Below are 20089 nucleotides of genomic sequence, written 5' to 3'. Positions count from 1 at the left end.
TTGAAGTTTAACGGATTCATAGCAGCCCTTTTCACTGCCATTATTATTGCTTATTTTCTTCCGCAGGGAATCGAAATTCTTCCTTTAAAGACTATCACCGATATTGGAATTGGTTTCATTTTCTTTTTCTACGGACTCAAACTTTCTCCCGCCGAATTCAAGATGGGTTTTCTAAATTACAAAGTCCATATTGTAATTCAATTAACCACTTTTGTGATATTTCCACTACTGGCCTTAATTTTATTGCCTTTTTTTGAAGCAGGCACCGGTTCAGATATTTGGATCTCGCTTTTCTTCCTGGGTACACTGCCATCTACGGTATCTTCTTCTATCGTAATGGTTTCTCTGGCAAAAGGTAATTTACCCACGGCAATTTTTAACGCCAGTCTTTCAGGATTAATAGGAATAGTCGCTACCCCACTCTGGTTGAGTTTTTTTATAAAAAAGTCGGAGGAATTCGATTTTGGTTCTATTATTCTAAAGCTTTTTCTTCAAATAATTTTGCCCTTAATCATAGGTTTACTCCTTCAGCGTTTCTGGGGAAAATTTGCCAGAAAACACAGTAAACAGCTGGGTTTGTTAGATAAAACCACTATTATTTTAATCGTTTATTCCAGTTTCAGCTTGTCCTTTTTATCTAATTTATTCGATAGAATAAGCATCCTTGAAATGACAAAGCTAGGGGCTATGGTAGTGGTTTTATTTTTTACGGTTTATTATGGCCTGGGCTTTTTAAGCATTAAACTTGGCTTCAACACACCCGACAAGATCACTACTCAATTCTGCGGAACCAAAAAATCTCTTGTTCACGGTTCGGTGATGGTAAAGGTTATCTTCGGAAGTTCAGCCAGCACAGGTCTGCTTTTACTGTCAATAATGCTTTATCACTCCCTGCAAATACTATTGGTTGCCTGGTACGCAGAAAAATATCGTAAACAGAGACTCGAAGAGATTGGAGTTGAAAAGCTATAGGTATGTTGCAATTTCAGCAATATTAACGGTAAAAAGAATCCAACCCAAAATTAAAAGCAGTCCTCCAAGAGGTGTAACAGGACCAAGAAAACGAGGTTTCCTTCCAAATGCCGAACCCAGGGTGAGGCCATAAATGCTAAAGGAGAAAAGAAATATTCCAATTATAAAAAACCAGGCTGTAAGTTGCTGAGAGATCCCGATAAACGGAAAACTTATCCCGCTAATAATCAAAATTAAGGCATGATACATTTGGTATTTCACCCCTGTTTCAAAACTTTTTAGTTGATCATCATTGAAGCGCTTCTTCAATGCGTGAGCACCAAAAGCACCAAAAACAACAGCTAAAGCACCATAGATACCACCAATAATAAGAACCAGTTCTTTCATATTGCAAATTAAAAAACCCATTGTGAAAGTAAGAAATCACAATGGGTTAATTTATAAAAACTCCAGATCTTATTTACTCAGATACATTTTTCTTCGTGAATAGAGATCGTAAAATTCATCATCCTTCAGGCTATCAATAAACAGAATACTTTCCCCGGTACTTTTCATTTCAGGCCCCAACTGCTTATTTACATTATGGAACTTGTTGAAAGAGAATACCGGTTGTTTTATGGCATATCCATCAAGTTTGGGGTTAAAATTGAAGTCTTTAATTTTCTTCTCTCCCAACATCACCTTAGTGGCGTAATTTACATAAGGTTCCCCATAGGCTTTTGCGATAAATGGAACCGTTCTGGAAGCTCTCGGGTTGGCTTCGATAATGTAAACCATATCATCTTTAATGGCGAACTGAATATTGATAAGTCCAACCGTATTTAAGGCTAAGGCGATTTTACGGGTATGATCTTTAATTTGCTGCATTACAAGATCTCCTAAATTGAAAGGAGGAAGCAGCGCATTTGAGTCACCCGAATGGATTCCACAAGGTTCGATATGTTCCATAATTCCTATAATATACACATCTTCCCCATCGCAGATCGCATCAGCTTCAGCTTCTATAGCGCCATCTAAATAGTGATCCAGCAATAATTTATTATTTGGTATTTTTCTAAGAAGGTCAACCACGTGAGTTTCAAGATCGTCTTTATTGATCACGATCTTCATTCCCTGTCCGCCAAGAACGTAAGAAGGTCTTACAAGGATAGGGAAATCAAGTTCGTCGGCAAGGGAAAGCGCTTCTTCGGCGGTTTCGGCTACCCCAAAATCGGGGAAAGGAATATCATTCTCTTTCAACAATTTAGAAAAACTACCCCGGTCTTCGGCAAGATCCAGTGCTTCAAAGCTGGTTCCCATAATTTTAATACCATAGCGATCCAGTTTTTCAGCTAGTTTCAAAGCGGTTTGTCCCCCTAACTGAACTATTACACCCTCAGGCTTTTCGTGCTGAATGATATCAAAAATATGCTCCCAGAAAACCGGTTCAAAATAAAGTTTATCAGCGATATCAAAATCGGTAGAAACAGTTTCCGGATTACAATTAATCATTATGGTTTCGTAACCACACTCTGCTGCCGCGAGCACACCGTGCACGCAGGAATAATCAAATTCTATTCCCTGTCCAATCCTGTTTGGACCTGAACCCAGAACCACAATCTTCTTTTTATCGGTTACTTTACTTTCGTTGGCAACATATCTTTTCCCATCAGGAGTTTCAATATCGGCTTCGAAAGTTGAATAATAATAAGGCGTTTCAGCTTTAAACTCGGCGGCACAGGTATCAACCAATTTGAAAACCCGGTTTATACCTAATTCTTTACGTTTTTTATGTACTTCACTTTCCCAGCAATCGAGCATATGAGCTATCTGGCGATCGGCAAAACCTTTTTGTTTAGCTTCCAGCAGAAGATCTTTTGGAAGCGAATTGATATCATATCCTGAAATTTCAACTTCCAGGGCATAAAGTTCTTCATATTGCCTTAGATACCACATATCGATCTTGGTGATCTCATGAATGCGGCTTAAAGGAATTCCCAGCTGGATAGCATCATAAATCACAAAAACCCGGTCCCAGCTTGGGTAGGTAAGTTTTTCTATAATCTGATTGTAATCTTTATAGCCCTTCCCATCGGCGCCTAAACCATTTCTCTTGATCTCAAGGGATTGGGTTGCCTTATGCAGAGCCTCCTGAAACGAACGCCCTATTCCCATTACTTCTCCAACCGATTTCATTTGAAGCCCCAGTGTCCTGTCTGAACCTTCGAATTTATCGAAGTTCCAGCGTGGTATTTTTACTATCACATAATCTAAAGTTGGCTCAAATAAAGCTGAAGTTGATTTTGTAATCTGGTTATCCAGCTCATCAAGGGTATATCCTAAGGCAAGTTTGGTTGCAACCTTCGCTATAGGATAACCTGTGGCTTTAGAAGCCAGGGCCGATGACCTGGAAACCCTTGGATTAATTTCAATGGCATAAACTTCTTCTTTTTCATCGGGGCTTACCGCAAACTGCACGTTACATCCTCCTGAAAAATCACCGATACTGCGCATCATCTTAATGGCCAGATCACGCATTCTTTGAAAGGCGGTATCGCTTAGGGTCATCGCGGGAGCCACGGTTATAGAGTCTCCGGTATGAATTCCCATAGGATCCATATTTTCAATAGAACAGATAATAACCACATTATCATTCTTATCTCTTAGGAGTTCAAGCTCATATTCTTTCCATCCCAAAAGCGCTTTATCAATTAGCACTTCATGAATGGGGGAGGCTTCAAGACCACGTGAGAGCAATTCATCAAAATCTTCTGCTTTGTGCACGAAAGCAGCACCACTTCCACCTAAGGTAAAAGAGGCACGAATTACCAGCGGAAAACCAAATTCCTGAGCTACTTCTTTTCCCTGAAGGAAAGAGGTTACAGTTTTTGCAGGGGCAACCGGCACATTAATTCTTCCCATTAACTGTTTGAACTTCTCACGATCCTCGGTAATATTAATAGCATCAATATCAACCCCGATTAGCTTTACTTCAAAATCTTCCCAAATTCCTTTTTCATCAGCCTCAATACAAAGGTTAAGGGCGGTTTGTCCTCCCATAGTGGGCAGAACAGCATCAATATTTGGATGCTTCTTAAGGATCTCAATTATGGATTTAGTGGTAAGCGGTTTGAGATAAACATGATCGGCCATAGAGGGATCAGTCATTATCGTAGCCGGATTGGAATTAATAAGAATAGTTTCAATTCCGTCTTCTCTTAAGGATCGCAGCGACTGTGTTCCGGCATAATCAAATTCGCAGGCCTGGCCAATTACAATAGGACCTGAACCTATGATCAAAATACTTTTAAGATTCTCGTTTTTGGGCATGTTATATAGTTGTGTTGATGATAAAAATAACGAAGTGACAGGATATAAAAAAAGGCGTTACTAAAAAAGTAACACCTTTATTTTTTTCAAAACCAATTTTCATTAGTGTTTATGTCTGTTTTCAGAAGATACAGATAATTTTTTTCTTCCCTTAGCCCTTCTTCTGGCCAGGACTTTTCTACCGTTAGCACTTGCCATACGCTCTCTAAAGCCGTGCTTGTTTTTTCTTTTTCTCTTAGATGGTTGAAAGGTTCTTTTCATTTTAAATATCTTTAAATCTTCTGATAATTCGTTTTCTTAGTCTCTTAAAAACTGCGTGCAAATATACAAAGCTTTTTAACTCCTCCAAACACTAATTTGAAATAATTTCTAATTGTTTTTATTACCTTTGCGCTCTGCAAAAATACAGCATTTATGTTCAATAAGAATATCAAGATCGTTTTAGCAGGGTTAATTCTTGCCCTGGCCACCTGGCAATTTATAGAAGGAAATATTGGAAATGGAATTATGTGGGTTCTTCTATCCCTCATTTTTGTTTTTCTCTACTTCAAAAACGAAATGATATTACTGGCTTTTCTTAGACTTAGAAAACAGGATTTTCCAGGAGCTAAAAAATGGTTAGATAAGATTAAGGATCCTGAGAAAGCTCTTACTCAAAAACAACAAGGTTATTACTGGTATCTTCACGGGCTAATGGTTTCTCAAACCAACATGACCCAGGCTGAAAAATTCTTTAAGAGAGCTATCAAACTTGGACTTTCAATGGATCAGGACCTGGCAATGGCAAAATTAAACCTTGCAGGAATCGCGATGACAAAACGTCGAAAAAGAGAAGCCACTAACCTGCTGGCCGAAGCCAAAAAACTCGATAAACACGGGATGCTAAAAGACCAGATAAAGATGATGAAACAACAAATGAAGAAAATTTAAATTTTAGACAATTTTCGTTAATTTCTGTAAGTCTTTAGAGAATCAATACTTTTAACCAGTATTTAGGCAGTTTACCGATAAATTTTCAATAAACCTTCTCCTTCCCATATCTTCGTATTCCCAAACCCTACCAAGTGGAATGCATGAAGAAAATACTATTTGTTTTCTTACTTATTTTTAGCATAAAAGGCTGGTCCCAGCAGGAAGAGAATTCCAAAATTTCTTTCTCTGAAGCGCTTGCCCTCCATTTGCCCTCCTATAAAGAAAAAGCCGAAAAAGCTTACCGATTAAGAAATTTTGAAAAAGCTAAAATACTATTTGATTCCCTGGTGAATTTTAAATTAGCCGGTAGTTTTATGGATGATTTCTCCTTCAAAAACCTGAAAGGTAAAGAAATTCCCTTATCCAGGTTTAAGAAACCTGTTTATCTGCTCACCTATGCTTCCTGGCACGTTCCCGGAAAAGGAGAACTTCCAGCCCTCAATGAACTCGCAGAAAAATATAGGGATAAAATAGATTTTGTTGTTGTCTTCTGGGATGAGAAACAAACCGTGAAAAAACTTTCAAAAAACTTCAATCAACAAATTTCAGTGCTGTATGTAGATGAAACAGAAAATGAAGGTGCCTTTGTGGTGAAACAATTAAAACACTCCCTGGGCCTGCCCACCTGTTTTCTCCTGAATGAAGAAAAACAAATAATGAAGATTAAGAGAAGTGTTTTTCATCCCTATGGAGTCTCGAAAAAAGAGTCTTTTGACTTAAATTATGTAGCCATTGAAAATGGCATTGCAAACCACTTACTCAGGCATAAACAGAAGATATCAAACCAACGCAATTTCGCTTTGAGTCCCGAATAACTACAACAAAGGCGCCCAGAGCCTGGAGAGTGCTTCTTTTATTTTTTCAGAATAGGGACGATTTCGCCAGGCTTCAAGATTCAATTCTTCGCATTCCAACAAATCATTATTGAAAATATCCAGCATTTCCCGGGCAATATATTTATCGTAAATAAAAGCGTTTATTTCAAAGTTAATATCAAAACTTCGGTTATCAAGGTTGCAAGTTCCAATAGTGCTTACCACCCCATCTACCACCATGGTTTTTGCGTGAACCATCCCTTTGCAATAATGAAAAACCTGCACCCCCGATTCAAGTAATTTTTCAATATAAGAATTCGTTGCGTGCCGGGCCACCACGGAGTCCCCAACTTCAGGAACTATAATCTTAATTTCGATACCAATCCTGCTGGCCGTACACAAGGCAGTTAATATTTGGTTATTGGGTATAAAATAAGGGGTGGTGATATACACATATTCTTCAGCGGTATTAATCGCGGTAAGAATTGCCTCCATGATATTCTGCCAATCGGTGTCTGGACCACTGGCAGCAATTTGAATAGCACCTTTTCCGGCAGGTTCCATAACCGGGAAGAAATCATCTTTAATCTCAATTCCCTTACTGGTTATAAAGTTGAAATTTAAGAGAAACTGTGCCTGTATAGATTTTACCCCGTGGCCTTCAATTCTTAGATGGGTATCTCTCCAGTACACCTTTTTATCTTCCTGTTCTTTATAGTTAACATACTCATCAGAAATATTAACCCCACCAATAAAGCCTATTCTCCCATCAATTATTACAATTTTTCTATGGTCTCTATAATTGAGTTTTCGGGTCAGATTAGGAAACCAAACCGGCATAAAAGGAAAAATCTCAATTCCGCAGGAATCCATTCGCTTAAGAGCTTTAGAACTAAGAGAACTTCCAACATAATCGTAACTAATTCTTACTTCTACTCCTTCTTGGGCTTTGTCACACAGTATATCTATTAGCCTCGTACCTATCCTGTCACTTTTAAAGATATAATATTCGAGGTGTATATGTTTTTTAGCTTTTTTTAGATCGGCAAAAAGGGTTTCAAACTTCTTTTCTCCATTTATCAGGATATCCACCTTATTTCCAAAAGTAAATGGCTTGGTTTGATTGTTTTGCAACAGTCTTACCAACTTAATCTTATCATCAACAAAAAAATTCTCCAGGTGTTGGAGGTCACGATCTTCGAGTATAAGCTGATCTTCCCATTTTTTGATCATCTCGTGATCGTAAACTTTTTTACGATTAAAGATCTTATCCTTTCGGTATTCCTGCGCAAAGAAATAATAGATAACAAGCCCAATAACAGGAAGCACAACCAAAGCAAACAGTAAAGAAATAGTTTTTACCGGCTCCCGGTTGTGCATAATTTCATATCCGGCGGTAATAAATACAAGCAGGTAATTAAAAACCAATAAAAACCACCAGATATTATCCTGAATGAAGTTCATCTATTCGGCAGCGGTATAAGCCTTCTCTTCGGGAATTTCTATGTAATAGGTTTTACGCGAGGCATTATTGAGATGAGCTTCACGCAACCACGGGTTGTGTATTTTCAAAATTTTGTAATTAATATCGAATTCCTTCGCAAAATCGGCAAAATCTGAAACTGCTGTATCTACCTTAACTTTACGAGTTGGAACGTAATTGTAAAGGTGTTTCTCTTCAAAATTGAACCCGTATTTCCCGGGGTCACTCATAATTTCCTTTAATGCCAGGATCCTGAAAACATAGCGCCCGGTTTCTTCCCCTAACAACAAATCATAGTAATCGTTTACTTTTTGTCTATCCAACTGCCTTTGTATTCCGCGATCCCCGGCATTAAAAGCGGCGGCTGCAAGGGTCCAGGTCCCGAACTTTTCTTTGGATTTTTTCAGATATTTACTGGCAACCCTGGTAGATTTTTCGATGTGATATCGTTCATCTACATTATCATTTATCTCCAGTTTATAATCTTTCCCCGTGCCTTCCATAATTTGCCAAAATCCCACAGCTCTAGCCGGAGAAATAGCCTGGGTAAGACCGCTTTCTATTACAGCAAGGTATTTAAAATCGTCTGGTACTCCCTCTTCTTCCAAAATAGGCTCGATTATAGGAAAATATTTATGGGCTCTTTTTAACAAAAGAAGGCCATTAGATTGCCAATAGGTATTTACCAATAATTCGCGGTCAATTCTTTCGTGAATATCCGGCAGGTGCAATGGCACTTCTTCTCCCGCAAAATCCATCTTTTCCGGCACCGGCAAGGCATAAACATTATAATCTTTTACCGCAGTATCATCCCGGTTAGCTTGTCTCTCACTTTGTTGTTCTTCCTGATTTTTTTTATAGGGAGTATCCTGCACAGCATTAATACTTATTGCTGCAATTCCAAGAATTCCGGCTCCCATCAAAAGGTTTCTAACTAACTTCATCTTCTCTCTTTTTTAATTTTTACTAATTTCATTTATATCTGAAGAAATACAGAAAATCATTTCTCAATTTCTTTATCAATTTTCTTATTCATTTTGCCGGTAAGAATAATTTCCGGCAGATGTTTATTAAACCAGCGATACCGGTTAATCACCATAACGTGGGTTCCACCTTTTACTTCTATAAAACCATTAATATACTTAGCCGGGAACACCTCATCTTTATCTCCATGGATATGTATCACGTCTTTCCTGGGTTTTTCACAATCCCATAACACCATATTTTTTATAGCCCAGTTTAAATAACGGTGATTCCTTACCGAAAGGTATTTTCTATATAATTTTGCACGTTTTTTAATAAAATCTCCTACGGCAATCTTCTCAAAATAGTCTACGTAATCCAGTAAACTTACAGGCAAAAGCTTAAACAAACCGGTTTCAGCCGCAATTCGCATTCTGCGGGGTAATTCGTCCCTACATTTTACACTGGAAATGATAATGAGCCTTTTTACCTCAATAAATTTACACATTTCCTGTACTATTACCCCCCCAAAAGAAACGCCAATTAAAACAGGGTTCTTATGTTTAATATATTTAAGCAGCCTTTTAGCATAACTGGTTAAGGCTTCATCCTCCAGTGGAATAATCCATTCCAGGAAGTGCATTTTAAATTTATCTTCAGGAAGTTCAATAAACTCAAAAATTGAAGAATTAGCTGCAAGACCGGGCATAAAATAAATATGGATCAACTCTTTATCGTCTTCCATTTTAACAAGTATATAACACTAAAGGCAGGTATAAAGCCGTAAATTTATCTATCAAAATTACTGCTATTTTATTGGCTTTCACAACCGAAAGAATAAAAATAATGAAGATTCTTCTGAAGACTGCATTCCCAATTCCGGGATCTTCTGAACTCCGGAGAAAACCTGCTTTATTTTTATTTTATTCTGAAGAAAAATCCACCAACCAAACTCAAAATTTTATGATAACCTGGAAACATCCCAAACTGTTTCCACTCCCCTCCTGCGCAGGCAAGACCGGACTAAAATCCTTAATGTGATGAATGCTGAAGATTTGAAAATTACTGATAATGAATTCCTGAGACAATTTGAAGTTAGCATAGACGACGAATTAGCCGCAATAGAATATGCTCAACAGGAAAGAAAAATTTTCTTAACCAAATTACAAATGTCTGAAGCGCTTAGAGAACAAGGCTATTTGGAGCCCTTTATAAAAGCTGTTTTAGAAGAAATAAAGGAGCGAAATACCAGGGTAATGCCCACTAGCCCCGAAATCGTAAAATATATGAGAAAACACAAAAGACGCTATAAAGACCTGCTCCCGGTTGGAATTAATATTTAAACCGGCTGTGGCTGCGGTTCAGAAATAAACTGCACACGAACCAAACCGTCTTCATCTATCCTTTCCAGCTTAACCTTGTGAAGGGTATTTACCAGTTGTGGGTCCCAGGGAGTTTTAATTTTCACGTAGTTCTGGGTAAAACCGTGGATATAGCCCTCTTTGTTTTCACCTTCAAACAGAACAGTAAATTCCTTCTCTATCTGGCTTTCATAAAAAGCTCTGCGTTTCTTGGCTGAAAGTCCGCGTAACATCTTGCTGCGTTTCTTTCTGACCTTTGTGGGAACCACATCCTGCATCTCAGCGGCAGGGGTATTATCCCTTTCAGAATAAGTAAAAACGTGCAGGTAAGAGATGTCCAGCTCATTTAAAAAGTTGTAGGTCTCCAGGAAATGTTCATCGGTTTCTCCGGGAAAACCAACAATCACATCTACGCCTATACAGGCATCGGGCATAGCAGATTTTATTCGAGCAACCCGATCTACATAAAGTTCCTTCTGGTAGCGACGACGCATTTGCTTAAGGATCTCATTGCTACCACTCTGCAACGGAATATGAAAATGAGGCACAAAGGTTTTGCTTTGCGCTACAAAATCTATGGTTTCATTTTTAAGCAAATTGGGTTCAATAGAAGAAATTCTCAAGCGCTCAATTCCTTCTACTTCATCTAAAGCCTTTACAAGATCAAGGAAAGTATGTTCATGTTTTTTATTTCCAAATTCACCCTTTCCGTAGTCTCCGATATTTACCCCGGTGAGAACGATCTCTTTTATTCCTTTTGCCGAAATTTCAGCTGCGTTTTTCAGAACATTTTCAAGCTTATCACTTCGGGAAATTCCGCGAGCCAGCGGAATAGTACAGTAAGTACACTTATAGTCACAACCATCCTGAACTTTCAAAAAAGCACGGGTGCGGTCTCCAAAGGAATAGGCTCCCACATAGAAATCGGCTTCATCGATCTCACAGGAATGCACTTTCCCGTGATCATTTTTGCTTAGATCGTTAAGATAATCCGTGATTTTGAATTTCTCGGTGGCCCCAAGAACAAGGTCAACCCCATCAACATCGGCAAGTTCTTCCGGTTTTAATTGGGCATAACATCCTACCCCTACAACAAAAGCTTCTTCATTTGCCTTTTGGGCTTGCTTAACAATAGTTTTGAAACGTTTATCAGCATTATCGGTTACCGAGCAGGTATTAATCACATAAATATCAGCTTTCTCATCAAATTCTACCCGCTGGAATCCTTCATCTTTAAAGGAGCGGGCAATTGTTGAAGTTTCAGAGAAATTGAGCTTGCAGCCCAGCGTATAAAATGCCACCTTCTTATTGTCCATACACCTGCCTGTTTCTGTTGTGGTTAATCGATTTTAAGGGCTGCAAATATACCAACTTTTATCCTTTTAAGAAAACTATTAAATAGAATGAAAATTCAGGAATTATTTAGCCTCTCCTCCACTTACTGGTTTCCTCAAACACGTTTTCCAGGATCTTTTTATCTACTTCTGAAAACTCTTCGTTTCTGCGTTGCATCACGATTTCTGCTACTTCAAAAGCTTTTTCGGTTTTGTAGGTGGTCATTCCACCGCTCCCACCCCAACTGAAACTGGGTACAAAATTTCGAGGGAAGCCGGCTCCAAAGATATTGGCGCTTACTCCAACTACAGTCCCGGTATTGAACATGGTGTTTATTCCGCATTTACTATGGTCACCCATAATAAGTCCGCAAAACTGCAAACCGGTTTTGGCAAAACCTTCGGTTTCATAATCCCAGATGCGAACTTCGGCATAATTATTTTTCAGGTTGGAATTATTGGTGTCGGCGCCAAGATTACACCATTCGCCCAGAACGGAATTTCCTAAATATCCATCATGCCCCTTATTAGAATTCGCAAAAAGAACGGCATTATTTATTTCGCCTCCACCCCGGCAATATGGTCCCAAAGTTGTAGGCCCATAAATCTTCGCACCCATTTTTACCAGGGCACCCTCGCAAACCGCCAGAGCACCTTTAATGAGACTGCCTTCCAGCACTTTCGCATTTTTACCTATATATATTGGGCCCGTGGATGCGTTAAGCGAACAATTCTCAACTTCGGCGCCTTCTTCCAGGAAAATTCTTTCGGGGTTTTTAACGTAATTAGATTCGTGAATGGGTTGCGATTTTCGCCCTTTGGTTAGAAGCTCAAAATCGGCTTCCAGAACTTCGCCATTTTTAGAGAAAATGTCCCAGGTGTTTTTTATTTGAACAACCCCTTCAGCCAGCTCAATTTGTTCATACTCATCAAGCGCTACTTCCTGATCTTCATAGGCATGAAAGGCCACAGTATCTTCTTCGTGAAAAATAGCCTGATTGGGTTTCAGGTTCTTTATTTGCTGCAAAAATTCAGGATTAGGCAAAAAAGAAGCATTGATCATTACATTTTCTTCCAGTTCTACCATGGGCCATTTTTCGGCTAAATAATCTTCGGTGATTGTAGAAGTGGTAGATTTTAAAAGCAATTCCCATTTCTCCCGAATAGTGAGAATTCCAACTCTTATATCGGCTACTGGCCTTGTAAAGGTAAAAGGGAGTAAACGGTTCCTGGCAGAACCATCAAATAATATATAATTCATCCGCACAAATTTAGGGCTCAAAGTTACGAGTAAAATTAAAACTGAAAAGTTTCTATTTTTAAAATGCCGTTAATTATTAGCGGTTTCAGAAAATAAATTGATAAAAAAAAGTCGCCTAATTGCTTAGGCGACTTTTGTATAGTAGATAACAAAAAACTTACTTCTTAAATTTCTTGTACTTGTTTTTAAACTTGTCAATTCTACCTGCACTATCAACCAGTTTGGTTTGCCCAGTGTAATATGGGTGTGAGGTTCTTGAAATTTCCAATTTCACCAAAGGATATTCAGTACCATCAACTTCAATGGTTTCTTTGGTATTGGCGGTAGATTTAGTAATAAAAACATCATCGTTTGACATGTCTTTAAAGGCCACTAATCTATAATTTTCCGGATGGATTCCCTGCTTCATCGCTTTGTTCTTTTTATTTTTGGAGGTGCAAATTTAAGCAATAGAATTATAAAAGCAATAGCATTGACAAAAATATTTTAATTTTCCCTGCTAATGTAACGTTTTCCTATATTTGCTTACTAACCGCTATCTAACCAATTTTTATCAATTATGGAAATTCAAAAAACAGATTCAAAAGGGATTATTATTAATTACGGGGTTCTCCTGGGAATCCTATCGGTGGTTTTGGGCGTTATAATGTATGTAACCAATGCATATCTAAACCCCAGTTTTTACTTTAGTATTGTTTCTTTCCTGATTATGGTAGTGGTGATTGTTCTTGGAATAAGAACATACAAAACAGCAAATCAAAGTTACCTTTCTTTAACTGAAGCTTTAAAACTAGGACTTGGAATCGCTCTTATTGGAGGAATTATTGGTGCCATCTGGCAGTTGCTTTTAATGACGGTTATCGAGCCCGATTATATGATGCAAATGGCAGATGTGCAACGCGAGGTAATGTTGGAACGCTTTCCTAATATGACCGACTCCCAAATTGATGACGCCATGGCCATGAATGAGAAATTTACTTCCCCATGGATTATGATGGCAACGGCAATTATCGGAAGTTTGTTCTTTGGTTTCATTATTTCTCTGGTAACAGGATTAATAATGAAAAATAAGAATCCATACCAAGCTTAAACTATGCAGCTATCTATCGTTATACCTTTATTAAACGAAGAACAATCTCTGGTAGAATTATATAATTGGATCGCAAAAGTAATGCGGTCCAATTCCTTTTCTCATGAGATCATCTTTATTGACGATGGTAGCACCGATAATTCCTGGAAGACCATTGAATCACTTGCTGAAAATGATTCTGCCGTTAAAGGCATAAAATTCAATAGAAACTACGGAAAATCTCAGGCCCTACATGCCGGCTTCCTAAGGGCCCAGGGGGATGTAGTGATCACTATGGATGCCGATCTTCAGGACAACCCCGAAGAGATTCCGGAACTATATAAAATGATTAAAGAGGGTAACTACGATCTGGTATCAGGTTGGAAAAAGAAACGCTACGATCACGTTCTTACTAAAAACCTTCCCTCGAAGCTATTTAATGCAGCGGCACGTAAAACATCAGGTCTTAAACTTCACGACTTTAATTGCGGATTAAAAGCTTATCGCCGCGAGGTTATAAAAAACATAGACGTTTACGGCGAAATGCATCGCTATATACCTGTTTTAGCTAAAAATTCGGGCTTCTCTCATATTACTGAGAAAGAAGTTAAACACCAGGCCAGGAAATACGGTACGACAAAATTTGGAGCCGAAAGATTTATAAACGGTTTTCTTGACCTTATAAGTATCTGGTTTCTTTCAAAATTCGGGAGAAGGCCAATGCACCTTTTTGGTGCATTGGGAGTCTTAATGTTTCTCTTTGGATTTATCGCCGCCGGTTGGATAGGGGTTTCTAAACTATGGAAGATGTACCATGACCAACCAAACATACTTGTTGCGCTTAACCCCTGGTTCTATATTGCTTTAACCGTGATGATCATAGGTTCACAACTTTTCCTTGCAGGTTTCCTGGGCGAACTAATCCTGCGTTCCAAAAGGGATAAAGACCGGTATCTAATTAATAAAACCACTGCTAATTTATAATCCTGTTAAAGCATTAATTCTTATTTTTGTTAAGCAAAAAAATTAATCATGTCTGAAATTAAACCCGAAATCCTGGCTAAAGCCAAAGCCTGGCTCACCGATATATTCGACGAGGACACAAAAACCAGGATCAACGATCTAATAGATAATAATCCCAGGGAGCTTGAAGAAAGTTTTTATAAAAATGCTGCCTTTGGGACAGGTGGAATGAGAGGTATCATGGGCGTTGGTACCAACCGAATCAATAAATATACGCTCGGAAAAAATACCCAGGGCCTTTCAAATTTATTGAAAAGTGAATTTAAGGGTGAAAAGCTTAAAGTTGCGATTGCCTATGATTGCCGCCAGAATTCTAAAGAACTGGCAAAAATGGTCGCTGAAGTATTTTCGGCCAACAATATTGAGGTCTATCTGTTTTCTGAACTTCGGCCAACGCCAGAACTTTCGTTCGCTGTAAAATATTTGAATTGCCATGCCGGAATTGTACTTACGGCTAGCCACAATCCACCCGAATATAATGGTTATAAAGTTTACTGGCAGGATGGAGGCCAATTGGTGCCGCCACAGGACGCCAAACTCATAGATATTATCAATAACCTGGAATATGACGAAGTAAACTTTAAGGCAAAGCCAGAATTAATACATAGCATAGGTAAGGAAGTTGATGAAGCCTTTCAAAAAGATTCAGTAAAAAACGGAAGCTTTGACACTTCGGCATCGGCAAAAGAGGCTTTAAAGATAGTTTTTACTTCCTTGCATGGAACGGCCTCCACTACCAATCCGCAGGTATTGGAAAAAGCCGGATATAATAATGTCTTTATAGTAGAAGAACAGGCAGAACCAGATGGACAGTTTCCAACGGTAAAGTCCCCAAATCCTGAAGAACCTGAAGCTTTGGAAATGGCGCTTAAACTCGCAGAAGAAAAAAATGCAGATATCGTAATTGGAACCGACCCAGATGGCGACCGTTTAGGCATTGCCGTTCGTGATTTACACGGTAAAATGATTCTCCTTAACGGAAATCAAACAATGCTGGTGATGACCTGGTTCCTGCTGGAACAGCATAAAAAACAGGGGAAATTATCCGATAATTCTTTTGTGGCTTCTACCATAGTTTCCACTCCAATGATAAAGATTGTCACAGAAGATTATGGAGCTCAATACTACGAGGTTTTAACCGGTTTTAAATGGATCGCAAAACTAATAAAAGATAATCCGTCACTCGATTTTATTGGTGGTGGGGAGGAAAGCTTCGGCTATATGGTTGGCGATTTTGTTCGTGATAAAGATGCAGCAACCGCTACTCTTCTGGCTTGTGAAATCGCAGCACAAATGAAGGCTAAAGGAAGTTCTTTTTACGAACAACTTCTAAGGCTTTATACCGATTATGGCCTATACCGCGAAGAATTGATCTCTTTGGTAAAAAAAGGAATTGAAGGGGAAGCCGAGATCAAACAAATGCTTATTGATTTACGCGAAAACCCATGGAAAGAAATTGACGGAGAAAAAGTTGTTCTAATTGAGGATTACCAGGCTTCCAGGGCTAAAAACCTTCAGGACCATACTCAGGAGGAAATCGAAATCCCTAAATCCAATGTGCTTATTTACTATACCGAGAATGGCACTAAGATAGCGGCCCGTCCCAGCGGTACAGAACCAAAAATTAAATTTTACATCAGTGTTAATTCAGAACTGGATTCAATAGAAAATTTTGATGCCCAGAACCAAGCTTTGGCTGAAAAAATACAAAGGATCAAGAAGGAATTACAATTAGGCTAATCGCCGATCTATATGAATTATTTTCGAAAAATTCTTCAGTTTGCCATTCCCTATAAGAGGTATGCTGTACTGAATATTATTTGCAATGTTTTTTATGCGATTTTTAGTACGCTCTCTTTTATCGCACTAATTCCTGTAATCCAGGTCTTATTCGATAAAACCAAAAGGGTGACCGAAAAACCGGTTTGGGATGGCCTGGGAGGTATTAAAGACTATTTAACCGGATATTTTAATTATCAAGTTACACAGAAGGTGGCCGAAGATGAAATCTCGGCCCTTCTTTTTATTTGTGGAATAGTTGTGCTTTTATTTCTGCTGAAAAATGTTTTCGGTTACCTCGCCGCTTTTTTCATCACTTTTTTAAGAAATGGTGTTTTAAGAGATGTTAGGGATGCGCTTTACAAAAAGATCCTGGCGCTGCCTGTGTCCTATTTTTCTGAAAAAAGAAAGGGCGATACCATTTCCCGCATCACCGCCGATGTGAACGAAGTACAAACTTCCTTCCTATCAATTTTAGAACTCATTGTAAGAGAACCTCTTACAATAATTTTCACCATCATCGCGATGTTGATGATGAGCGCGAAACTCACTATTTTTGTTTTTGTGTTTTTACCAATCTCTGGTTTTATAATTTCCCTGATAGGAAAAAAACTAAAGAAGCAATCGCATAAAGCTCAGGAGGAAAACGGCTATTTTCTATCTGTGGTAGAAGAAACCCTCAGCAGCCTTAAGATAATAAAAGGCTTTAATGCTGAAGAAAAAATGCAGAACAGGTTTCAGGACTCCACAAACCGCCTCAACCATATTCTGAATAAACTTATTAACCGTCAGAACCTTGCCTCTCCTGCAAGTGAGTTTCTGGGAATTTTCGTAATAGTCATCATTCTTTGGTTTGGAGGACAAATGGTTTTAGTTGAAGGCAGTCTCGATGCCGCTACTTTTATTGCATTTTTGGGCCTGGCCTATAATATTTTAACCCCGGCAAAACAGATATCTAAAGCTTCATATTCGGTTAAAAAAGGAAATGCCGCAGCCGAAAGGATTCTTCAGGTTTTAGAAACTCCATCTACGATAACAGATGCACCCAACGCAGTTAAAAAAGAAGAGTTTGAAGACAATATTAACATCGATAACATAAGCTTCCGGTATGAAGAGGAAAATGTTTTGCGGGACTTTAATTTAAAAGTAAATAAAGGTCAAACCGTTGCCCTGGTGGGGCAGTCCGGTAGCGGGAAATCGACAATTGCCAATCTCATTACCCGGTTTTATGATGTTAATGAGGGGAGTATAAGCATTGATGGGATCAATATAAAAGATATGACCAAAAAGTCATTACGAAATCTTATGGGGCTGGTCACCCAGGATTCTATTCTTTTTAATGATACGGTAAGAAATAATATAGCCCTGGGTAAGGATAACGCCTCGGATGAAGAAATTATTGATGCCCTTAAAATTGCCAATGCCTGGGAGTTCGTTAAGGACCTCCCCAAAGGCCTGGAAACCAATATTGGCGATGCCGGGAATAAATTAAGTGGAGGCCAAAAACAAAGACTATCTATCGCACGGGCGGTGCTCAAGAATCCACCAATTATGATTCTGGACGAGGCGACTTCAGCCCTGGATACCGAAAGCGAAAAACTGGTTCAGAAGGCGCTGGAAAATATGATGAAGAACCGGACTTCTATCGTTATTGCTCACCGTCTCTCTACTATTCAAAATGCTGATAAGATTGTGGTGATGCAAAAAGGTGAAATAGTTGAAGAAGGAAAACACCTGGAATTACTACAAAAGAAGGGAACCTACCAAAAACTTGTGGAGATGCAATCTTTCGATTAATAAAAGCTCTCCCTTCAAATGAATTTAAACCAAAAAAAAATGGATGAAAGTAGGTCTTCATCCATTTTTCAGAATTTATTTCCATCTTGGGGCAAATGAAAATAAAAGATTTAATTCGTTTCTTATTGGGGCAAAAAAGATTAAATCATTTTGTTATTGTAAAGATAACTCAAAAATGCAGAAAAGCAAATAAACTTTCACCATTTATCGATGTATTTTACCTTTTATCGATTTTCAAAAAAGCTCCCAGAACAATTTCCTACAAGCTATTTAGTTAATAGACTATTTTTCAAATTTAAAGTTTTATATACCTTTAGCCTTTTTAAATGGGAATCCAACTAAAATCCAAACCCATTGGAAGACTCCGAAAATCTGTTAATACATCGTTTGAAGCAAGAAGCTTCAGCCGAGACCGCCTTTAAAGAGCTGGTTAGCCTATATAAAGAAAGGCTTTACTGGCATATAAGGAATATGGTCAAGGACCATGACGACACCCATGACGTGCTTCAAAATACTTTTGTGAAGATCTACAAAAACATAAATCAGTTTAAAGGAGAAAGTCAGTTATACTCCTGGATGTATCGCATCGCCACTAATGAGGCAATTACTTTCCTGAATAAAAAGGCCAAACGCTTACAAATTAGTTCATCAGATTTACAGGAACATTTGATCTCTAACCTGGAAAGTGATGTTTATTTTGAGGGAAATGAGATACAGCTAAAACTACAGAAGGCCATCGCAAGCCTACCTCCCAAACAGCAACAGGTGTTTAATATGAAATATTTTGAGGAACTGAAATATCGAGAAATAGCAGAAATTCTGGAAACCAGCGAAGGTGCCTTGAAGGCCTCCTATCATATAGCGGTAAAAAAAATAGAAGAGTATCTAAAAATAAATTAAACCTTTTTTCAATTTTAGAGTCAAAGAACCAAATGAAAAAGAATAAATTACCATATCGCCAGGACCCGGGTTTTTCAGTCCCCTCAAATTATTTTGAGGAACTGGAGGGGGAATTATTGGATATGGTCCAACATTCTGATCCTGAGGCTAAAAAAACACTGCATAATATTGAAGGTTCCGGTTTAAAAGTTCCTGAAAGCTATTTTGAAAATTTAGAGATTGAATTTCCAGGAAATGTTTCGCAAGAGCCTAAAATTATTCCGCTGTTTAAAAAGGAATATTTGTTATATGCTGCAAGTATAGCAGCTATTATTATTGCGCTGGCAGGATCGCTTTATATTAATCCGGCTCCTGTAGACACCTGGGAAAACATAGAGGTGTCGGTTCTTGAGAATTATATAGACGACAATAATATAGACCTTACCACTTCAGAAATTTCAGGATTTCTTTTTAACGATGGTATTGTATTAGACGACTCCAATTTTAATGAAGTTAACTCAGAAGCGATGTTGGATTATTTGGAAGAAAATGTAGAAGACCCCACATTTATTCTTGAATAAAAAGATTATGAAAAAAATTATAGTATTATTTCTAATGTTTCCCGCGCTAATGCAATTGCAGGCGCAATCTGAAGATAGGGAAGCTCACCGGGAAAAAATTAAAGCCCTGAAAACCGCTTATATTACTCAGGAACTTAACTTCAGTACCAAAGTAGCCGAAAAATTCTGGCCTATTTATAATGAATATGAGGCCAAAAAGAAAGATTTACACATGAGGGAACATGTGAATATGGATTTAAGCAGTCCCGAATGTATAAGTGAAGATCAGGCAAACGGAATGCTTCAGGAATATCTTGATGTAGAAAAAGAAGAGTACTTAATAAAGAAGGAGCTCTTTCGGGAACTTAAGGAAATTATTTCGGCCCAGGATATCATTAAACTGCATAAGCTGGAGGATGAATTTCATAAGAAGTTAATTAAGGAATATCGCGCTAAAAAAGATCGTGATCAAACTCAGGAAGAATAAAAAATTAGTTTTTTGGTTAGTTAGT

General features: G+C 38.2%; 20 protein-coding genes. 11 read left to right on the top strand and 9 right to left on the bottom strand.

What is annotated here, in order from left to right; translation table 11 throughout:
• Nucleotides 1–972, top strand: a complete 972-nt coding sequence (locus BUW93_RS10190) for a bile acid:sodium symporter family protein (RefSeq protein WP_081211600.1) — start codon at nucleotides 1–3, stop codon at nucleotides 970–972.
• Here BUW93_RS10190 and BUW93_RS10185 read toward each other — a convergent pair.
• From BUW93_RS10185 to rpmH, 3 genes are all read right to left on the bottom strand, one after another.
• The gene (locus BUW93_RS10185) at nucleotides 967–1359 is read right to left on the bottom strand and encodes a DUF423 domain-containing protein (protein ID WP_081211599.1); all 393 of its coding nucleotides are present in this window, start codon (nucleotides 1357–1359) and stop codon (nucleotides 967–969) included. The two genes, BUW93_RS10190 and BUW93_RS10185, sit on opposite strands and share 6 nt — an antisense overlap.
• A 69-nt stretch (nucleotides 1360–1428) precedes the next feature.
• Complete coding sequence (carB, locus tag BUW93_RS10180; RefSeq protein ID WP_081211598.1) at nucleotides 1429–4281, bottom strand: carbamoyl-phosphate synthase large subunit; 2853 nt, start codon at nucleotides 4279–4281, stop codon at nucleotides 1429–1431.
• Nucleotides 4282–4383: 102 nt separating this feature from the next.
• Nucleotides 4384–4542: a 50S ribosomal protein L34 gene (rpmH, locus tag BUW93_RS10175; RefSeq protein WP_011708966.1), complete on the bottom strand. Its 159-nt coding sequence runs from the start codon at nucleotides 4540–4542 to the stop codon at nucleotides 4384–4386.
• Between the two features lie 153 nt (nucleotides 4543–4695).
• On the opposite strand from rpmH, the gene BUW93_RS10170 reads away from it, so the two are divergent.
• Together BUW93_RS10170 and BUW93_RS10165 are read left to right on the top strand one after the other, a co-directional pair.
• Nucleotides 4696–5211: a hypothetical protein gene (locus tag BUW93_RS10170; RefSeq protein WP_081211597.1), complete on the top strand. Its 516-nt coding sequence runs from the start codon at nucleotides 4696–4698 to the stop codon at nucleotides 5209–5211.
• A gap of 143 nt (nucleotides 5212–5354) precedes the next feature.
• A complete protein-coding gene (locus tag BUW93_RS10165; RefSeq protein WP_081211596.1) occupies nucleotides 5355–6068 on the top strand; it encodes a TlpA family protein disulfide reductase in 714 nt (237 codons plus the stop codon).
• Here the strand turns inward: BUW93_RS10165 and cls are convergent, their stop codons facing one another.
• Genes cls through BUW93_RS10150 form a run of 3 tightly spaced genes read right to left on the bottom strand, consistent with a single transcriptional unit; the run spans nucleotide 6069 to nucleotide 9259 of the window.
• Nucleotides 6069–7532: a cardiolipin synthase gene (cls, locus tag BUW93_RS10160; protein WP_081211595.1), complete on the bottom strand. Its 1464-nt coding sequence runs from the start codon at nucleotides 7530–7532 to the stop codon at nucleotides 6069–6071.
• Complete coding sequence (locus BUW93_RS10155; RefSeq protein ID WP_081211594.1) at nucleotides 7533–8495, bottom strand: lytic transglycosylase domain-containing protein; 963 nt, start codon at nucleotides 8493–8495, stop codon at nucleotides 7533–7535. It abuts the gene before it with no gap.
• Nucleotides 8496–8551: 56 nt separating this feature from the next.
• Complete coding sequence (locus BUW93_RS10150; RefSeq protein WP_081211593.1) at nucleotides 8552–9259, bottom strand: alpha/beta fold hydrolase; 708 nt, start codon at nucleotides 9257–9259, stop codon at nucleotides 8552–8554.
• 295 nt (nucleotides 9260–9554) lie between these two features.
• Between BUW93_RS10150 and BUW93_RS10140 the strand changes: the two genes are divergently transcribed.
• The gene (locus tag BUW93_RS10140) at nucleotides 9555–9857 is read left to right on the top strand and encodes a GNAT family N-acetyltransferase (protein ID WP_081211591.1); all 303 of its coding nucleotides are present in this window, start codon (nucleotides 9555–9557) and stop codon (nucleotides 9855–9857) included.
• Here BUW93_RS10140 and mtaB read toward each other — a convergent pair.
• From mtaB to BUW93_RS10125, 3 genes are all read right to left on the bottom strand, one after another.
• The gene (gene mtaB, locus BUW93_RS10135) at nucleotides 9854–11191 is read right to left on the bottom strand and encodes a tRNA (N(6)-L-threonylcarbamoyladenosine(37)-C(2))-methylthiotransferase MtaB (protein ID WP_081211590.1); all 1338 of its coding nucleotides are present in this window, start codon (nucleotides 11189–11191) and stop codon (nucleotides 9854–9856) included. The genes BUW93_RS10140 and mtaB overlap by 4 nt on opposite strands.
• A gap of 106 nt (nucleotides 11192–11297) precedes the next feature.
• Complete coding sequence (locus BUW93_RS10130; protein ID WP_081211589.1) at nucleotides 11298–12470, bottom strand: GlmU family protein; 1173 nt, start codon at nucleotides 12468–12470, stop codon at nucleotides 11298–11300.
• Between the two features lie 157 nt (nucleotides 12471–12627).
• The gene (locus tag BUW93_RS10125; RefSeq protein ID WP_081211588.1) at nucleotides 12628–12879 is read right to left on the bottom strand and encodes a type B 50S ribosomal protein L31; all 252 of its coding nucleotides are present in this window, start codon (nucleotides 12877–12879) and stop codon (nucleotides 12628–12630) included.
• 150 nt (nucleotides 12880–13029) lie between these two features.
• Between BUW93_RS10125 and BUW93_RS10120 the strand changes: the two genes are divergently transcribed.
• From BUW93_RS10120 to BUW93_RS10090, 7 genes are all read left to right on the top strand, one after another.
• Entirely contained in the window at nucleotides 13030–13560 is a 531-nt protein-coding gene (locus BUW93_RS10120) for a DUF4199 domain-containing protein (protein WP_081211587.1), read from the top strand.
• A 3-nt stretch (nucleotides 13561–13563) separates the two neighbouring features.
• Complete coding sequence (locus BUW93_RS10115; RefSeq protein WP_081211586.1) at nucleotides 13564–14523, top strand: glycosyltransferase family 2 protein; 960 nt, start codon at nucleotides 13564–13566, stop codon at nucleotides 14521–14523.
• A gap of 48 nt (nucleotides 14524–14571) precedes the next feature.
• On the top strand, nucleotides 14572–16302 hold the full coding sequence (locus BUW93_RS10110; RefSeq protein ID WP_081211585.1) for a phospho-sugar mutase: 1731 nt from the start codon (nucleotides 14572–14574) through the stop codon (nucleotides 16300–16302).
• A 12-nt stretch (nucleotides 16303–16314) separates the two neighbouring features.
• Nucleotides 16315–18138: an ABC transporter ATP-binding protein gene (locus BUW93_RS10105; RefSeq protein WP_081211584.1), complete on the top strand. Its 1824-nt coding sequence runs from the start codon at nucleotides 16315–16317 to the stop codon at nucleotides 18136–18138.
• Between the two features lie 354 nt (nucleotides 18139–18492).
• Nucleotides 18493–19038: an RNA polymerase sigma factor gene (locus BUW93_RS10100; protein WP_081211583.1), complete on the top strand. Its 546-nt coding sequence runs from the start codon at nucleotides 18493–18495 to the stop codon at nucleotides 19036–19038.
• Between the two features lie 32 nt (nucleotides 19039–19070).
• Nucleotides 19071–19598 carry a hypothetical protein gene (locus BUW93_RS10095; RefSeq protein WP_081211582.1) on the top strand — a complete coding sequence of 176 codons (528 nt, stop codon included), beginning with the start codon at nucleotides 19071–19073 and terminating at the stop codon, nucleotides 19596–19598.
• A gap of 7 nt (nucleotides 19599–19605) precedes the next feature.
• A complete protein-coding gene (locus BUW93_RS10090) occupies nucleotides 19606–20064 on the top strand; it encodes a hypothetical protein (protein ID WP_081211719.1) in 459 nt (152 codons plus the stop codon).
• The last annotated feature ends 25 nt before the right edge of the window (nucleotides 20065–20089 follow it).

The sequence above is a fragment of the Salegentibacter sediminis genome, from assembly GCF_002078605.1.
Taxonomy (GTDB): Bacteria; Bacteroidota; Bacteroidia; order Flavobacteriales; family Flavobacteriaceae; genus Salegentibacter; species Salegentibacter sediminis.
Note: the sequence above shows the minus strand (reverse complement) of the source record. Positions and strands in the feature narration are given on the sequence as shown.

Excerpts from the sequence above, each read along its gene's own strand:
- BUW93_RS10185 (WP_081211599.1), bottom strand. The coding sequence starts at position 1,359 with ATGAAAGAACTGGTTCTTATTATTGGTGGTATCTATGGTGCTTTAGCT.
- BUW93_RS10110 (WP_081211585.1), top strand. The coding sequence starts at position 14,572 with ATGTCTGAAATTAAACCCGAAATCCTGGCTAAAGCCAAAGCCTGGCTC.
- BUW93_RS10090 (WP_081211719.1), top strand. The coding sequence starts at position 19,606 with ATGAAAAAAATTATAGTATTATTTCTAATGTTTCCCGCGCTAATGCAA.
- BUW93_RS10105 (WP_081211584.1), top strand. The coding sequence starts at position 16,315 with ATGAATTATTTTCGAAAAATTCTTCAGTTTGCCATTCCCTATAAGAGG.
- BUW93_RS10095 (WP_081211582.1), top strand. The coding sequence starts at position 19,071 with ATGAAAAAGAATAAATTACCATATCGCCAGGACCCGGGTTTTTCAGTC.
- mtaB (WP_081211590.1), bottom strand. The coding sequence starts at position 11,191 with ATGGACAATAAGAAGGTGGCATTTTATACGCTGGGCTGCAAGCTCAAT.
- BUW93_RS10120 (WP_081211587.1), top strand. The coding sequence starts at position 13,030 with ATGGAAATTCAAAAAACAGATTCAAAAGGGATTATTATTAATTACGGG.
- BUW93_RS10155 (WP_081211594.1), bottom strand. The coding sequence starts at position 8,495 with ATGAAGTTAGTTAGAAACCTTTTGATGGGAGCCGGAATTCTTGGAATT.
- BUW93_RS10130 (WP_081211589.1), bottom strand. The coding sequence starts at position 12,470 with ATGAATTATATATTATTTGATGGTTCTGCCAGGAACCGTTTACTCCCT.
- BUW93_RS10170 (WP_081211597.1), top strand. The coding sequence starts at position 4,696 with ATGTTCAATAAGAATATCAAGATCGTTTTAGCAGGGTTAATTCTTGCC.
- BUW93_RS10150 (WP_081211593.1), bottom strand. The coding sequence starts at position 9,259 with ATGGAAGACGATAAAGAGTTGATCCATATTTATTTTATGCCCGGTCTT.
- cls (WP_081211595.1), bottom strand. The coding sequence starts at position 7,532 with ATGAACTTCATTCAGGATAATATCTGGTGGTTTTTATTGGTTTTTAAT.
- rpmH (WP_011708966.1), bottom strand. The coding sequence starts at position 4,542 with ATGAAAAGAACCTTTCAACCATCTAAGAGAAAAAGAAAAAACAAGCAC.
- carB (WP_081211598.1), bottom strand. The coding sequence starts at position 4,281 with ATGCCCAAAAACGAGAATCTTAAAAGTATTTTGATCATAGGTTCAGGT.
- BUW93_RS10140 (WP_081211591.1), top strand. The coding sequence starts at position 9,555 with ATGAATGCTGAAGATTTGAAAATTACTGATAATGAATTCCTGAGACAA.
- BUW93_RS10125 (WP_081211588.1), bottom strand. The coding sequence starts at position 12,879 with ATGAAGCAGGGAATCCATCCGGAAAATTATAGATTAGTGGCCTTTAAA.
- BUW93_RS10165 (WP_081211596.1), top strand. The coding sequence starts at position 5,355 with ATGAAGAAAATACTATTTGTTTTCTTACTTATTTTTAGCATAAAAGGC.
- BUW93_RS10115 (WP_081211586.1), top strand. The coding sequence starts at position 13,564 with ATGCAGCTATCTATCGTTATACCTTTATTAAACGAAGAACAATCTCTG.